At 50.3% G+C, this 16,894-nt stretch carries 11 protein-coding genes; 1 reads left to right on the forward strand and 10 read right to left on the reverse strand.

Translation table 11 applies throughout. The features are described from left to right. Positions 1-10: 10 nt before the first annotated feature. Positions 11-1,450, forward strand: coding sequence for a glycoside hydrolase family 1 protein (locus H8S75_RS06940; protein ID WP_187020277.1), 1,440 nt, complete (start codon positions 11-13; stop codon positions 1,448-1,450). 139 nt (positions 1,451-1,589) lie between these two features. Here the strand turns inward: H8S75_RS06940 and H8S75_RS06945 are convergent, their stop codons facing one another. The 10 genes from H8S75_RS06945 to H8S75_RS06990 form a co-directional block, all read right to left on the reverse strand. Further along, a complete protein-coding gene (locus H8S75_RS06945) occupies positions 1,590-2,861 on the reverse strand; it encodes a glycoside hydrolase family 125 protein (protein ID WP_187020278.1) in 1,272 nt (423 codons plus the stop codon). Next, the gene (locus tag H8S75_RS06950) at positions 2,855-5,005 is read right to left on the reverse strand and encodes a glycoside hydrolase family 3 C-terminal domain-containing protein (RefSeq protein WP_187020280.1); all 2,151 of its coding nucleotides are present in this window, start codon (positions 5,003-5,005) and stop codon (positions 2,855-2,857) included. The genes H8S75_RS06945 and H8S75_RS06950 overlap by 7 nt, the downstream gene beginning before the upstream one ends. A gap of 16 nt (positions 5,006-5,021) precedes the next feature. Beyond that, positions 5,022-5,486 (reverse strand): RidA family protein, encoded by a 465-nt coding sequence (locus H8S75_RS06955; protein ID WP_187020281.1) that lies wholly within the window; start codon positions 5,484-5,486, stop codon positions 5,022-5,024. 35 nt (positions 5,487-5,521) lie between these two features. Beyond that, positions 5,522-7,117: an N-acyl-D-amino-acid deacylase family protein gene (locus H8S75_RS06960; RefSeq protein WP_187020283.1), complete on the reverse strand. Its 1,596-nt coding sequence runs from the start codon at positions 7,115-7,117 to the stop codon at positions 5,522-5,524. Then, positions 7,114-8,229: an alanine racemase gene (locus tag H8S75_RS06965; protein WP_187020285.1), complete on the reverse strand. Its 1,116-nt coding sequence runs from the start codon at positions 8,227-8,229 to the stop codon at positions 7,114-7,116. Before H8S75_RS06965 ends, H8S75_RS06960 begins: the two co-directional genes overlap by 4 nt. A gap of 15 nt (positions 8,230-8,244) precedes the next feature. After that, a complete protein-coding gene (locus H8S75_RS06970) occupies positions 8,245-10,731 on the reverse strand; it encodes a beta-mannosidase (protein ID WP_187020287.1) in 2,487 nt (828 codons plus the stop codon). 12 nt (positions 10,732-10,743) lie between these two features. Beyond that, the gene (locus H8S75_RS06975) at positions 10,744-11,589 is read right to left on the reverse strand and encodes a carbohydrate ABC transporter permease (RefSeq protein ID WP_187020288.1); all 846 of its coding nucleotides are present in this window, start codon (positions 11,587-11,589) and stop codon (positions 10,744-10,746) included. Positions 11,590-11,591: 2 nt separating this feature from the next. Continuing rightward, complete coding sequence (locus H8S75_RS06980) at positions 11,592-12,536, reverse strand: carbohydrate ABC transporter permease (RefSeq protein ID WP_187020290.1); 945 nt, start codon at positions 12,534-12,536, stop codon at positions 11,592-11,594. A 152-nt stretch (positions 12,537-12,688) separates the two neighbouring features. Then, entirely contained in the window at positions 12,689-14,050 is a 1,362-nt protein-coding gene (locus H8S75_RS06985; protein ID WP_187020291.1) for an ABC transporter substrate-binding protein, read from the reverse strand. Positions 14,051-14,293: 243 nt separating this feature from the next. Further along, the gene (locus tag H8S75_RS06990; protein WP_243270192.1) at positions 14,294-16,678 is read right to left on the reverse strand and encodes a glycoside hydrolase family 9 protein; all 2,385 of its coding nucleotides are present in this window, start codon (positions 16,676-16,678) and stop codon (positions 14,294-14,296) included. Between the last annotated feature and the right edge of the window lie 216 nt (positions 16,679-16,894).

Genomic DNA, 16,894 nt, shown 5'->3' on the forward strand with positions numbered 1-16,894 from the left:
TGAATATATCATGACATTTAAAAATGGATTTTTATGGGGCGGTGCAACTGCTGCCAACCAGTATGAAGGCGCATGGAATATCGGTGGCAAAGGAGCTTCTATTTCAGATCACTGCACCTGTGGATCACAGTCAAGTCCCAAACGAATTACACCCGTGTTGGAAAAAGGAACATTGTATCCTAGCTGGGAAGCCACTGATTTTTATCACCATTTTAAAGAAGATATCGCTTTAGCGAAAGAAATGGGATTCCATGTTTTTCGTATGTCCATTAACTGGTCACGCATTTATCCGACAGGCCTTGAAACAGTGCCTAATGAGGAAGGATTAAAATTTTATGATAATGTTTTTCATGAGTTAAGTAAAGCAGGCATCGAGCCACTGGTAACCATCTCCCATTATGAGATCCCATACGCATTGGTCGAAAAATATAACGGCTGGTATTCCAGAGAAGTCATTAACTGCTATATCAGATATTGTAAAACCATATTTGCACGATATCAGGACAACGTTAAATACTGGCTGACCTTCAATGAAATAAACTCTGGTACACTGCCGTTGGGAGCCGTGTTATCATTAGGAACAGTCAAAGGCTATTGCGGTCCGATTGCTGACGTTCCGGATGAAAAACAAATTCGCTATCAGGGACTCCATCATCAATTTGTCGCAAGCGCTAAAGCTGTTAAGATCGCTCATGACAAATATCCTCATTTTAAGATTGGCAATATGAGCATTTTTGCCGCAAAATATCCAAGTACCTGTAATCCAGATGATGTCTTGTTATGTCAGAAGCGAATGAGAGATATGAACTGGTTTTGCTCGGACATTCAGGTTCGGGGGTATTATCCATGTTATGCCAAACGCTTCTTTGATGAAAATAATATTCAAATTGTAAAAGATAGCGGAGATGATAAAATTTTGAGGGATGGTAAAGTTGATTTCTATACCTTCAGCTACTATATGAGTGCTTGTGAATCCGCAGACCCTGCCATTGTTGAACAGGCAGGCGGCAATATAATAGGTGGTATCAGAAATCCATATTTAAAATCAAGCGACTGGGGATGGCAGATAGACCCGAAAGGATTACGCTATTCATTGAATGAAATTTATGATCGATACCAAATACCATTGATGGTAGTCGAAAACGGATTAGGCGCTTTTGATCGGCTGGAAGAAGACGGATCAATCCATGATACTTACAGAATAGACTATTTACGACAGCATATCCGACAGATGGCAGAAGCAGTAAAAGATGGTGTGGATCTGATGGGGTATACCCCCTGGGGATGGATTGATGTTGTCTCCGCATCAACAGGCGAAATGGCTAAGCGTTATGGATTCGTATACGTAAATAAATATGATGATGGCACTGGTGATTTAGACCGATTAAAAAAAGACTCCTTTTTCTGGTATAAAAATGTAATAGAATCCAACGGCGAGAACTTAGATTAATCAGTGCGCGTACGCTCCTTCTCACATTTTTAATTATAAGCAGGAGTTATCGATTACTCCAATAAATAAAAACAGGCTTGTCCGCCCGGAAGACTTCTTTCAGTCAACCAGACAGGCAAGCCTGTCTCAAATCCCCTTTTTATCTCATAACCTTCTTCATCAGCATCTCACTGAACAGCGAATTCACCCATGCAAACCAGGGCCTCGTATAAATCATCTCATCGTCCTTATAAATGCTCTCATGAATATATCCCGTGCCCGCATCATTCTCCACCAGCATAGTAATCAAGCGGTCAATTTCTGCGTTGTCATCCGTTGTGAGAGCCTGAATAATCAGAGCCATCGGCCATACGTGGCCTGGTTTCGTGTGGGGGCTTCCAATTCCGGTGAGTCTGGTTCCTTCAAAATAGTACGGATTTTCACTGCTGAGCGCCAATCTCCTGGTATTCTGATACACCGGATCGGATGCATCACAGTATCCAAAATACGGCATAGACAAAAGCCCCGGGATTCCTGCGTCATCCATTAAAAGTGTATTTCCCAATCCGTCCGCCTCGTAAGCGTAGACACGCCCATATTTTCCGTGCTCCACGATTCCGTACCGCTCAATTCCGCCCCGAATCTCCTGGCTAAGAAGCTTTGCCCGGCCGGCCAGCGCATGATCCTGCCATACCGTCTCTGCAATCTTAGACATCTGTTCCAGAGCCACAGCCGCATACATGTTGGAAGGGATCAGATATCCATAAGTACAGGCGTCATCACTGGGCCGGAATCCTGACCAGGTCATGCCTGTATAGGCAACCGGTGTTCCCAGTCCGGAGCGTTTTAAAGTCTCTGTCTCTTTATCCGTATCCCGTTCAAACCGGTAATGGGATTCTGCCTCATGGTTCTGTTCTGCGGCCCACTGGTCTGTGACCTTCTCACAGGCGCTTTTAAAAGCATGATCCAGATGGTCCGTACGCCCTGTAGTCTTCCACAGTTCAAAGGCCAGTGCAATCGGAAAGCAGAGAGAATCCACCTCGTATTTTCGTTCCCAGGTCCAGTCTGTCTGGTCTGACCGGTCCGGCGCATAGTGACGTCCGTTGGCTGTGACGTTAAATGCATTGGCATAAGGATCTTTATTCATATAATAGACCTGTTTCTGAAGAACCCGTCTGATCAGATCATAGATTTCCTCATGCCGGGCCGCGGCTGGTAAGTAGTGATGCACCTGCGCCGCCGAATCTCTCAGCCACATGGCCTCAATATCGCCGGTTATGACAAACAGGCTTCCATCTTCCAGTTCTTTTACAGTTGTATCGATTGTATTTAAATAACACCGTTCAAACATGTCCGCCAGCTTGCCCCCGGGCAGACGTTTTTTCAGTTCTGCCGCCTCCGCTGACAATATGGCCTGGTACTGCTCTACCATCTTATGTCCTCCAGCTTTAATTCCAGTTTTAAAGGCGTCTTTCCTGTCAGTTCTACGCTGCGGCCGTCCGGCTGGCTCCCTCCGCAGGTGACAACCGCCGCACTTCCGTCAAATACAAACTCTCCCTCCTCATTTACCACCATAAATGCTTTGGCAGAAAGGATAAACGTGGCCGCCGCAGACTCCCCGGCTTTTAAATGAATCCGCTTAAAGTCCGCCAGGGATCCCCCAGGCGCCGCCAGTTCCGAATCCGTAATCCGGACGTAAACCTCCGCCACCTCGTCGCATTCAAACATCGAATGGTTCGTAATTTCCACAGAGAGCATTAAATGTCTGGCTTCCCCCTGTCCCGTTTCGATCTGTTCCGCCTTCAAATTGCTGTATTCAAAATCGCCGTAGCTCAAACCATATCCGAACGGATACAGCGCCTCATGTTCCATGTAGCGGTATGTCCTGCCCTTCATGCTGTAGTCTGTGAAGTCCGGCAGTTCTTCCGTTGTCCGGTAAAATGTGACCGGCAGTCTGCCCGAAGGCACTGCTTCTCCCATCAACAGCCTTGCCGCCGCCAGACCGCCCATCTGTCCGGGATACCATACATGCAGAATCGCACTGCAGTGTTCATCAGCATCGCTTATCGCCATGGCACTGCCTGTAGACAGGAGCAGAATCACCGGCGTTCCCGTCTCACAGACCGCCTTTAAGAGCCTCTTCTGGGACTCAGGAAGACTTAAATCCACCTTGTCCGCACCGGCATAGCTGTTGTTGGCGTCGCCTTCTTCCCCCTCCAGTGTGCCGTTTAAGCCCAGACATAAGAATACCACGTCGCTCCGCATTGCCATGGAAACAGCCTCTTTGATCCTGTCATCTGCCTCAGCGAGATTTTCCACATTGTCGCGGTAAAGATGGGCGCCTTCCGAGCAGAAAATCCTGGTATCTTTCCCCAGTACGGCCCGTATTCCCTCCAGAAGCGTGTATTTCTCCGTTGCTGTGCCGTTATAATTACCTTTCAGAATCTCTTCGCTGTCGCTGTTGGGTCCGATTACCGCCACAGTCTTAAGCTTCGCCTTATCGAGAGGGAGAATTCCGTCATTCTTTAAAAGCACCATGGATTCCTCCGCCGCTTTCAGGGCCAGACTGTGATGTTCGGCACAGTCATTGACCTCATAGGGTATCTCATCGAATTCCGTATGCTGGTCAAACATTCCCAGCCTCATCCTCGTCATCATTAAGTGGGTGACTGCTCTGTCGATATCGTCCTCAGACACCAGCCCTTGGTTACAGGCACTCATCACATGAAGATAGACGGCGCCGCAGTTTAAATCACAGCCGCTCTTAAGCGCCAGAGCCGCCGATTCCTGGGGTGTGTCCGTCAGCCCGTGATGCATATGGAAATCTTTGATCGCCCCGCAGTCCGAAACGTAATAACCGTCAAAGCCCCATTTTTCCCTCAGAATCTCTGTGATCAGATGATGGCTCCCGCAGGCCGCCTCGCCGTTCAAACGGTTGTAGCCTCCCATCACTCCTTCGACTCCGGCCTCCTTCACGCAACGCTCAAACGCCGGAAAATACGTCTCCGCCAGATCCTTTTTACTCACCACGCTGTTAAAGGAATGACGTCCCTTTTCCGGTCCCGAATGGGCGGCAAAATGCTTCACACAGGCAGCCGCCTTCAGCCTCTTTCCATTTCCCTGAAGCCCTTTAATGTAGGCTGTTCCCATGCGTCCTGTCAGGCACGGGTCCTCCCCGTACGTCTCATGACCCCGCCCCCATCTCGGATCACGGAAAATATTGATATTGGGAGACCAGAAGGTGATTCCCTTATAGAGTCCCCTGTCCTCGTTCTTCACCGCCTCGTTATATTTTGCCCGCCCCTCGAGAGCGGTCACATCACCGATTTTCTGCAAAAGCGCCTCATCAAACATTGCCGCTAATCCGATGGCCTGCGGAAATACCGTAGCCGCTCCGGCTCTGGCCACTCCGTGCAGCGCCTCGTTCCACCAGTTATAGCTTGGAATCCCCAGACGTTTTACCGCCGGGGCATCGTAACGAAGCTGCGATACCTTTTCCTCCAGCGTCATCTGTGACACCAGATCCCGTACCCTCTCTTCATCTGTCCTGCTCTCATCCAAATATACCGCTTCCATCTCGTACTCCTGTGACCTATTCTTCGATTTCGAAAATAGCCTCTGTCTCCACCGGAATATTCCCCGGCAGCACGTTCATGCCTACTGCAGATCTGGTAGGCGCTCCCGCTTCCTCGCCAAATAAATCCACCAGAAGCTGGGAACCTCCGTTTGCAACGTATGGCTGCTCATAAAAATCATCCTCGCTTGCCACATAAACCAGGATCTTCACAACCTGTTTTACCTTGTTTAAATCGCCGATGCGGTCCTGTAAAACAGCCAGAACATTTAACATGGAATTCCTGGAGAATACGTACGCCTCTTCCTTTGTAAATTCCTTGCCAACCTTGCCAGCCACCTGACCGTCGATTACCGGGCCGCAGCCGGAGATATAAACGAGATTGCCTGCAAACATTCTGGAGGATGAGTAAACGCCTCCTTTTGCAGGTGCCTTCGGCAGTTCCAGACCTAATTCTTTTAACTTTGCATATACATCACTCATGATTCATTCCCTCATTCTTCTGATTTTTCGTTATACTATAATTTTATAACACTGCCGCAGTTTCTTTTCAATATCCTATCGTCTGAAACGGCAACCGTTCCATCTACCATAATCATCTGAAATCCGCTGCACAGCTGTTTTGGATTTTCGTAAACCGCGTAAACCCTTACCTTTGCAGGGTCAAACACGTTAATATCCGCATGGTAACCTTCTTTTATCATACCCCGGCCATCGAGGGAAAGCCTCTTCGCAGGCAGAAGCGTCATTTTTTTAACTGCTTCCTCCATTGTCAGAACGCCGCGTTCTCTGACGTATTCCCTGATAATCTTCGGGAAGGAACCGTAAAGTCTGGGATGCGGACAGTCGCTCACGCCGTACAGGGAATCCGAAATTACCATGGAGTATGGAAGCCGGGCTACCGTATCCACATCCTCCTGGGACATGGAGAGAACGATGATTCCCACCTTTCCCTGTTCCTCTGCCAGCAGGTCGCTGCAGAAATCAGCCGGCTCTTCGTATCCGGCCTGGGATGCGGCTTCCCGGAAATTCTTTCCTGTGAACCTGCGGTTCGCCTCCTTCGTAACGGAGCTAAGAAGAATACGCTCCCAGCCTATGGCGGTCACCATGTTGTCCCAGCCTGTATGCTCCCGGTAGATCTCCCGCCTCAGTTCTTCCTTTCCGCTTTCTGTCTTAAGCTTCTTTAAGGTCAGCTCCACGCTGTCTTCCATCACGGAAGGGGGCAGAAGGCTGATCAGCGTGGTGGAACCGCCGCAGTAGGGATAGAAATCCACAGTCACATCCTGGCCGGCCGCTCTGGCCGCGTCAATCAGTTCGATCGCCTGATAGATCTCTTTGCCCCAGTTTTTCACTCCGGTTGCCTTGAAATGGCTGATATTCAAGGGGACCCCGGCTTCCTTTGTGACCTCGATAATCTCCTTCACAGAAGAGACCAGGTTATCCCCCTCACCTCGAATGTGACAGGACAAAGGGCGTCCGAACGGTGCGGCTGCGCTAATCAGCTCCTGCATCTCGGCCCGGGCGGAATAGCATTCCGGCTGGTACATAATGCCCATGGAAAGGCCCGCGGCCCCAGCCTCAAGCCCTTCACGGATATAGGCTTTCGCCTGGTCCATCTCCTGTCTGGTAAACGGACCTTTCCCATATCCCCTGATCGCTGCCTTAAGCGTCCCTGTCGCAAGCAAGCTGCCCACATGAAGCGGAAGCTCCCGTTTCCCCAGTTCCTCCAGATAATCGCCAAACCGTTCGATGGCCATCTCCTCAGGCGCAATACCGAGACACGGCTCGATAAAATCATAAATATCCCGGCGGTACTGTTTCGGGGCCGGAATCGGCGCCAGACCACAGTTTCCTCCAATGACCGTCGTAAGGCCCTGAGCCATCTCCAGTCTGCCGAATTCAGGATTATACAGGGCATCGATATCACAGTGTCTGTGTGTATCGATAAAGCCCGGCGTCACGACAAGCCCCGACGCGTCGATGACTTCCGCTGCGGCCGCTTCCGTGCTCTCTGTCACCGCCTCGATAAATCCATCCTTTATAAGCACATCTTTCCGGAAAGGCGTACCGCCGCTTCCGTCATAAACCAGTCCATTTTTTATCAGTGTTCTCATACCAGCATCCCTCTCGCAGCCACCACTTCCTGACGCAGCGTCTCCCCGTCATAGAGATAAACTTTATTCTGCATATTGATGGCGGTGCAGACGTGAATCGGAATCAGTTCCACCTTGTCGCCGACCTTCAGTCCGGTGTCTCCCTTTCTGCTGGTAATAATTCCGTGTTCCTCATTCATACGGCGAAGCTGAAGATCATCATTTCCGGCAACCAGTGCGTATCCGGGGTAATAATAGGGAGGCGTATCGAGAAGAATATCCATGGGAAATGTCTTCGTGCCGCCGTCGATCACCGCATACTCCCTGCATGGCGTACTGACCACTGTAGCGTAGATCCGGACAGCAATGTCCTCCGGCTCAGCCGCCCCCTCCTTGCACAGCATGTGATCCTTAAAAATATAGGTGCCCGGGCGAATCTCATCCACCTTTCCCGTCTTCGCAACCTCCACGCCCGTAGGTGTGGAGCCTGCGCTGATCTCGGCAATGGGAACGCCGGCCTTCCTGATCTCTTCCGCTATAGCCTCCATCATATCGCCTTCCTCGGCTCCCGCGATGACCTTATCCTCGGTTGGCTCATCGTGATAAACCAGACTCTTAAAGGTATAAATACCAGTCAGATTCAAATTGGAAAGCTGATAGACTTCCTTCGCCAGTTCTGCGGCCTTTGTTCTCTGGACGCCGGTCCTCTTCGCTCCGGTGTCCACTTCCAGCCGGACCTCCAGGGTAATACCGGCGGCCTTTGCCGCCTCATTAAGCGGCACCGCGCATTCCATGCTGTCCACCGCCAGAATCAGGCGTTTTAAACGCCCGGCCAGTGCGATGGCTCTTTTTATGCGGAAATCACCAACCATGGGGTAAGCGATAAAAATGTCCTCCGCTCCCCCATCTGCCATGACCTCCGCCTCGGAGACCTTCGCACAGGTGATGCCGGCGGCCCCGTGAGCCAGCTGCATTCTGGTAAAAAGCGGCATCTTGTGCGTCTTGATATGCGGTCTCAGCCTGCATCCGGCCGCATCCGCTTCCGCCTGCATCCGGATCACATTCTTCTCCGTCCTGGCCATATCAATGACAATGCAGGGTGTCTCCAACTGATCCAGTAATTCTTTCTGCATACGTTCTTCCTCCCTTTAAAAGCTGTCTGCCACACTCCTGATGTGAAGTGCAGCCGCCACTTCCTCCGCCGTTACCTGGTTCGGGAATTCCTTTTTATCCACATTTATATCCACGCCTTCTTCCGATGTTATGTCGAAGAAATTGTCTTCCAATACCACATCATACCCATCCAGGCTTAGTTCCGCATAACTCACATACGTATCAGCGTCTGCGTGAATACAGAATACATCCGCCTTCTCTGTCACGGAAATCCGGTACTCCGGAGTCTTGAAATCAAAGTATTTCGGCTTCACAAACAGCGTGGTTCCGCGGCTTACTGCACAGCCATCCTCGATCAGACTGTATTCCGCCACCGCCCTCTTTTTCAGCCCGGCCTCTGCCAGGAAGGGGGCGAAGTCCATGGGAAGCACGTTCTTCACTTCGAAGGCCGCCGCCGTGATTTCCGTTTCCGTCTCATACAGGGTATGGAAATCCCGGTCGATGAGGCGGACCCTTAATACGGCCTTCCTCTCCTCAAAGGATTCATTATGAATGTAATAGTCAATCTCTGTACTCAGTTCTTCCTTCTCACAGGCAGTAGCCATGAAACGGGCATAGAACCGTTTCGCTCCGTAATGCAGCGCTTTCCAGCGGCCATAGTAATCAATGCTGGCCCAGGAAGCCACCGGCCAGCAGTCATTAAGCTGCCAGTAGATAGAACCCATGCACCGGCCCCAGTTCCTTCTCCAGTGTTCCACGCCGTACTGAATCGCCTTCAGCTGGAGAATCTGGGAAATATAAGCGATGCTCTCCATATCCTTCGGATACTTATAATAGCCGGAAATATAGGAGAATATCTTGGTATTTGCAAGGCCGTTCTTCTGATGAGATTCCATGACCTCACTGAAGATGTTCTGATCCTCCGGAAGGCTGAAACTATCCAGCGTCTTCTTTCCGGGGAATGACTGGAAGCCAAACTCCGAGCAGAACCGGAAATAAAAATCCCGGTACTCCGTAAACGGTTTGTTTGAATGCCACACTTCCCAGTAATGGTTGTCGCCCCGGTTGAAATCATTGGGATCATCGAATGAACCGCCTGACGATGGAGAAGAAAGCCAGTAATACGTCTGGCCATCCACCTGTTTTACCAGACGGGGCAGGAGCATTTCAAAAATCTTCGTGTAATCCGCCTTGTATTTCGGTCTGTGTCCCTCCAGACGGCCCCAGTCACGCCAGCCCCATTCCATCTCGTTGTTGCCGCACCATAAGCCAAGGCATGCATGGTGGCGGATTCGTTTCACATTATCGGCCGTCTCAGCCAGAATATTAGCTTCAAATTCATCGTTTAAATTATAGACATTGCAGGCGAACATTAAGTCCTGCCAGACCAGAATTCCGTAACGGTCACAGGCGTCATATACGTAGTCCTCCGGATAGTAACCGCCTCCCCAGATCCGGATGCAGTTAAAATTGGCCCTGGCGCAGTCACGGATCAGCCGTTCACTGCGTTCCTCACTCAAATGGCCGAGGAGATTGTCTTCCGGTATGTAGTTGGCACCCATGGCAAATATCTTCTGGCCATTGACCACAAAGGCAAACTGGTTCCCCCACTCATCCGCGTCGGTGCAGACCGTGACGGTCCTTAAACCAATCGTTCTCTCCCACACATCGAGAATAGAATCCGACGTCCTTAACTCCACACGGACCGCGTACAGCGGCTGCGCGCCGTATCCGTTCGGCCACCACAGCTGCGGGGCTTCGATCAGGGCTTCGATGGTATCATTTATGCATAACTCTTTTTCCACGGATATCACGGTTCCGTCCGGTGCTGTGATTTTACATGCAAGCGTACCACTTCCAGCCGTGTCACTTTCGCTGAGCTTCCTTACACTGCTTTCAACCGACAGCTTCACCCCGCCGGCTCCGTGTTCCTGGCGAATTCTCACATCATCGAGACGGGCGGTTGAAAAGCCGGATAGATAGACATTTCTGAAGATTCCGGCATCGGGAAGCTGAGGACCCCAATCCCATCCGAACATATAATGAGCCTTTCTGAGCGCTCCGTTTCCTTTCATACAGCCGGTAGACGCATAAAAGATATCGCCCTCCCGGTCCGCCTTTTCGATAAAGGCGGTGGGGGAATGGAACGCAACAGCCAGCCGGTTTACAGCCTTTAACTTTCCCTTTACATCAATTCTCCAGGTGCGGTGCATATCATTTACCGCGAGGAGCAGTTCGTCGTTCAAATAAATGTCCGCGATCGTATCAAGTCCCTCGAACACAAGGCACTGTTCTTCTTCCCGGAAAAAGCTTTCCGGCACTTCAAACTCTCTTTCATATCGGTAATCCCTGCGGGAAAGCTCCCTGGTCTCATACTCATTCGTCCGCCAATAGGGATCTTCTATGAGACCGCCATCCATCATATCGGTCAAAACAGTTCCCGGTACAGTTCCTTTATGCCATTCCTTCGATTCCATATCGCACCAGTTCCAGGTGCCATTCAGTGTAATTCTATGTTCCATAATCTGCTCCTACTAGCCCTTGATACCGGACGTTGCAATACCTTCTACGAAGTTCCTCTGGAAGAACAGGAAGAAGATTACGACCGGAATTACGAAAATAGTCGCCGCCGCCATAAGGTGCGTCCAGTCAACCGAGTATTGGTTTAGGAAACCCTGAAGACCTAAGGACAGCGTCAGTTTTTCTGTCTTGTTGATATAAATAAGCGGCGCCAGGTAATCGGACCAGGCATTGATAAACGCATAGATACCGACGGTTGTCAGCGCAGGTCTTGAAAGCGGAAGTGCAATGGCGATGTAGCGTTTAAATTCACCTGCGCCGTCAATCTTTGCCGCCTCCATTAAGGAGTTGGGAAGACCCGCAAAAAACTGTCTCATAATAATGATGTAGAACGGGCTGCCAAAGAATGTCGGCAGAATCAGCGGTACATATGTATTGGTGAAGCCCAGTCTGGACCAGATTTTATATAACGGGATCATGGTTACCGTATAGGGGATCATCATCGTTCCCATAATCAGAGCGGATATGATGGGAGCGCCTTTCCATTTGATCTTGGCAAGAGAGTAGGCTACCAGAGGGGTAGCTATCATTTGTCCCACTACGGAAAGCAGCGTGATAAAAATGGTATTCATCATATATCTGACATAAGGAATCTTCGCCATGGCCTCCGGGAAATTGTTCCAGATGATCTCTCTCGGGAACAGTCTGACCGGCAGCTGAAAGGCGTCCGCGTTTGTCTTAAGGGCCGTCGTCACCATAATTAAAAACGGTGAAAAAAAGACGAGACTCAGCACGATGACAAGTACATACTTCGGAATCGGTTTTAAACGTTTTTTATAATACGCACTATTGTTTTTCATTCTTATTCACCCCCTACGCCATTCTCGGATACCTTCTTCGTGATCCTGGTCATTACCAGCGTCAGTACAAATACAATGACAAACAACAGCCATGCCATCGCAGAAGCCCGCCCCATCTTCATATAGGAGAAAGCCGTATTAAACAGATACAGAGGATACATTAAAATCGAGTTGGCCGGCCCGCCGCTGGCATTGCTGGCGCCGCCGCCGGAGCTTGCATTAATAATAACATATACCTGTGTAAAATACTGGAACGAGTTGATGATATTCAAAATCCCCTGATAAACCAGAACCGGCGCCACACACGGCATCGTAATCCGGAAAAACTTGTCAAAGGCATTGGCTCCGTCAATCTCGGCAGCTTCATAATAGCTGTTCGGCACATCCTGAAGCGCCGCAAGGCAGATCAGCATGGTCGTACCGGTACACCAGGTACCCATTAATACCAGCGCCCACTTCGTGTAGGCCGGATTAACCAGCCAGGACGGCCCGTTGATGCCGACCATCTCCAGGACACGGTTGATATAGCCGTATGTAGGGTCGAACATCCAGATCCATACCATGGTAGCCGCAACCATCGGGATAATGGAAGGCATGAAGAAAATGGTTCTCGCCACACCCCTGCCCTTAAACTTACTATTTAATAAGGAAGCAAGGAGCATTGCAATGAATAAGTTGATGGGAGTGGATACAAAGGCCATGAACAGAGTATTTCTCAGGCTCTTGAAAACCAGCGGGTCCTGGAAAATATACTTGAAGTTCTCAAGGCCGATCCATTCCGGCGGCTTCACCGGGTTAAAGGACGTGAAGCTGTAGTAAAACGAGGTGAGCAGCGGTATCAGGCTGAAACATACGAATCCAATAATCCATGGAAGTGCAAACAGAAATCCATTGATATTGTCCCGCCGTTCTGATTTGCTCATTTTCTTGGCAGTCGGTTTTGACATTGGACTACTCCTTTCTGATGTGTGAGATCGCAAAAACGATCCGGATATCAGTACTTATTCAGCTGTATAGCTGAATAAATACGAATATCACATATGTGCTGCGGCATCATATGTGATATTCTGATTGTCACGGTGACCCGCTGAGTTATGGGTTACTGAAGCATCTTTGCCTGATCGGCAAGGCCCTTCATGGCCTCCTCCGGCGTCTGCATACCGTTGTAAGCATAGTCAAGATACTCTTCAATTAAGGAAGTATATTTTGCAAGATCTTCAATCTTCGCATACTGAATGCCGTTTTCTGTCTTAAGCGCTTCAATAAACATATCGAAGTTCGGCTGTGCCAGAATATCCGGATCATCATATAATGCAAGCTGTGTCGGCAGGTTTGCCATACCGATTAACAGTTCTTTTGTCGCCTCAGAGTTTGTGAAGTACTTAACGAAGTCCCATGCTCCCTCTTTTTCATTCGCTACGACCGGAATGCTTAAGGAGTTGGTCTCATAACGGCTGGTTCCTGCAATCTCCGGATGTGCTTCGGTTCCAGGGATCAGCGCTACGCCATAGTTCACATCGGAGTTGAAATTCTTCATCATGGCTGCCATCCAGGTTCCGTCAAAACGGAATAACTGCTTTCCGGCGAAGAACATATCGTTCTCTGTATAACGGTTGGTATTGGCGGTTGCTACGAATTCCTGAACCTTCTCAATTCCGTACTGGCTTCTGAAGTCGATGTTCATCTTAAGACTGTCGAGGATCGCCGGATCATCCGGTGTTAAGGTTAATCCGTCATCTGACCACCACTTTCCGCCGAAAGCGTAAATCAGTTCCTGTCTTGCACTTGCCAGCGGGAATAACGGATAGCCGAGTCTTGTAATGGTCCCCTTATCGTCAACCTCAGTGGCCTTTATCGCCATCTCATACAGTTCTTCCATGGTCTTCGGAGGCTCTGTGTAGCCGATCTCCTCAAGAATGTCCTTATTATAGAACATCTGAATAATCATGGATGCCAGCGGGGCGCCGTATACGGTGCCGTCAAGAGTGTTGGCTTCCAGGGATTGGTTTGAAAATACGCCCGGCAGATCGTAATTATCAGCCGCCGCCAGATCGGAGATGGACTCTACCAGACCGTTGGTGGCGTAGGAAAGAACATCCTGGTTGGATACCTCAATAACGTCAGGCGCCTCATTGCCGGAAATGGAAACGATGATCTTCTGCTTATCGGATACGCTTAACCCCTCTACAAAGTACTTATCCTGGCTCTCATTATAAGCCTTAATCGCATTCTCAAAACAGGTTGCCTCATCACCTGTATGGGAATACCAGAAAACAACTTTCTTTCTGTCACCACTCTCTGCCTTTGTATCCCCCGCTGCCTCTCCGGCTGTTGTCTCTTTTGCGTCTCCGCCTGCAGCCGCAGTGGTGTCAGTTGTGGTGCTCTTTCCGCCTCCGCACGCTGTCAGTGAGGTAATCACCATAGCAGTCGCCAGCAGGCAGGACATAAATCTCTTCTTCATTTAATTCTCCTCCTTTTCTTTGCATAAAAGCAGTTATTAATATTCTTCATATTTTTCAAACTTTTTTTATGCTTTTTCAAATCATTTTTTCTTTTGGTGGTTTTAGAATATCATACTTTTTGTTAGTTTTCAAGTATTTTTTTTCTTTTTATTCGGCTTTTTTATCACTTTTTTTAATTAACCGCTTACTTTTTTTAATTTCTCCTCTTTTTTTATATGTTTTTTAGTTTGCTATTTCATACTTTATGTCTGATTTTTGTATATTTCCGCAATTATTCCAAACAATTTGGCAACTGATGTGACCCAGACTTCTTTGTAGGTAGACTGGTTGCCGCCGGGCCAGTAAGGGACATCGGAATTGCCGTCCGTCTCGATTCCCACGGGCAGCTGTCCCACACAGGTACCCGGAAATGTGGAGAAAAGCTGCTGATATCCCCTGCCTGCACCGTACATAAGAGAGCGGCCGAATGGATTCTTGCCGAACAGCCAGTCCGTCTGGGAGGCCGCGGCCTTCATCAGAAATGTATCCTTTAGATATCCGCCCACAGCAGCCGCGCCTTTGGCCGCGGACAGCATCACCGCCGTATTTCCCCGAAAGGAAAACCATACAGGGAACTGGCGCACTCCATAGCCCGTTTTCACCCGTGTTCCCGCTTTCACCTGAAGCGTGTGATTATCTTTCTCTGTCTCATAATCCGCCTGCAAATGAAGCAGGCGGAAAATATCCGGATCCTCCGCTGTCTCCGAATAGAGTCCGGCCGGAAACATTTCATAGGGGGAGGCATACCCCAGCAGATTCTTTAGATATTCTCCGTACAGGCGGATTCCCTCTTCCCACAAGATCTTGTCGGGATGGTGTTCCAGCACACGGCACAGCAGTACAAGGGCCGTGGCCGGAACGTGTTCCCTGGCCTGGTGATTGTAGTGGATGATATCCTGATGGGTCTCGTCCCTGTAGAAAAAGCCGCGCATTCCCGTCTTTGAGGAATCCTTTTCCTGACAGTCCAGGAGTTTCCTTCCATACTCTGCCGCCGCCTCCGCGTACGCCTCCTTCTCCGTCACTTTCCAGATTCTGGCGGCGGCGGTCACAATCTCTCCATAATAAAGCGCCGCAGAGGAAGAGTATGTGTGCTCCCACGGAAGAGGCAGTTCCATGCCATGGGTCCGGTAGCGTTCCTGTGCAAATCCGAAGTCCTCCTCTGCCGCCCCCGCACACCGCCAGGCCAGCTCCCGGTCGTAATCGCCCAGACACTCGGCGGCCAACGCAAAGACTCCGGCGCAGATAAAATTCTCAAGGGCGTGGTTATGAACCCGCACGTTGGAAGCGTCATCGTCATTGCCTATTTTTCCATCGGTCCACCGGATCAGGCCGAGGCTGGTGGCCCGGTAACCGTCTCCGAATCTCGTCCGGAAGATGAATTCAAGTCCCCACATGGCCTCTTCCATCAGTCTCTGGCAGAGCAGCGTGCTCTCTCTTCGCTCTGCAGCCAGCTCCAGAAGGCTCTCTACAGTCTCCGCGGTCTGGACCGTCTGCTGGGACATGTCGCCCGCGTCGTGCCATCCGCCGCAGTAGGGAAGCTTCAGGCCTTTATGCTCCGCGTATGTGTCCATGTGACAGAGGCCATGCTTGCCTGGAACCGGATAACCGCACCGCTCGCAGAACAGGAAGTTTATTCCTTTCCACGTTACGTCCTCCAGAACACCGTCCCTTATCGGAAACCAGTCTCCGGCCATGCCGCCTGCACAGATTCGGTATTCCCCCTCCTGTGTCAGCTCTGAAAAGTCCGCGATCTGGAAGTTTTCTCCCTTCCAGGCCACATTTTCCAGACGTTTCTCCAGACAAATCTGTCCCTTTCGGTCCTCAATTGTAAATGTATCCGTATCCGCCCCCGCAGCCAGCACCGCCTTCTTAGATGCACCTGACTCATAGCCGCAGGTGGAATAGCAGAATCGATTTGACTCCGGGAGCCAGCCGCTTTCCTTTCCCGGATTTTCCACAGCCTCCAGCCAGATTTCCTTTACATAGAAGACAGCGTTCTCGCCGCTGGCGGTATCCCGGCCATTGATCCGGTAGCGAAATCCAAATCCGCTCACGCAGTCCCGCGGCAGAGACGGGAACTCCCATATACAGTCGTTCCACTGGTGGTTATTTAAGTTCATCATATGAAAACCCTGTCGACGGTACCGGTCCGGCACTTTGCGCTCTCCGTCATTTTCCAGATACATGGAGAGACTGACCGTTCTCGATCCGTCGCACTCCGGCCTGATGAGGGCGCGTACGCGGTGAAACGACGTCCAGTCCGCCTCCTTCACCGGAAATGCCGCATGAATATGGCCGTAATATGCGCAGTCGCCATCCTGCGGCATCCCTTCGGGCCAGCACGGGCACAGGAGAGGGGCCTCCATAGCCAGCATATTTTCCGCTTCTATCCGGACAGTTTCCACCGTTCCGCGCTCCATGGACACAGGATTGCCGCAGCAGCCCTCCCCGCCTCCGCTCCACACGGCCCGCCTCGCTGTCACCTTTTTTTCTCTCTCCGTCTGTTCCAGAGATGCTTCCTCGTGGAGAGGCAGCGGTCTGTGTATGTAACCACTCTCCATCAGTTCCTGCTGAAACTCTGCATTCATCCGCATATTCCGTCCTTTCTGTCATCACTCCGCAATTCGCCGGGAATCCGGGATTTATATTTCTGTAAAGCTTAAAATCTGGTAACACTTATAAAGCTAATGCTGTACCAGTACAGCATTGCGTAAGTTTCGGTGAATTATGCACTTGATATTGGCGTCAGGGGCGCGTCCGCGAAGCGACGGCGTAGTGGACCCTACGTCTAGCTTCGCGGGCGT

The organism is Hungatella hominis (assembly GCF_014288005.1).
In the GTDB taxonomy this organism is placed as follows: domain Bacteria; phylum Bacillota; class Clostridia; order Lachnospirales; family Lachnospiraceae; genus Hungatella; species Hungatella effluvii.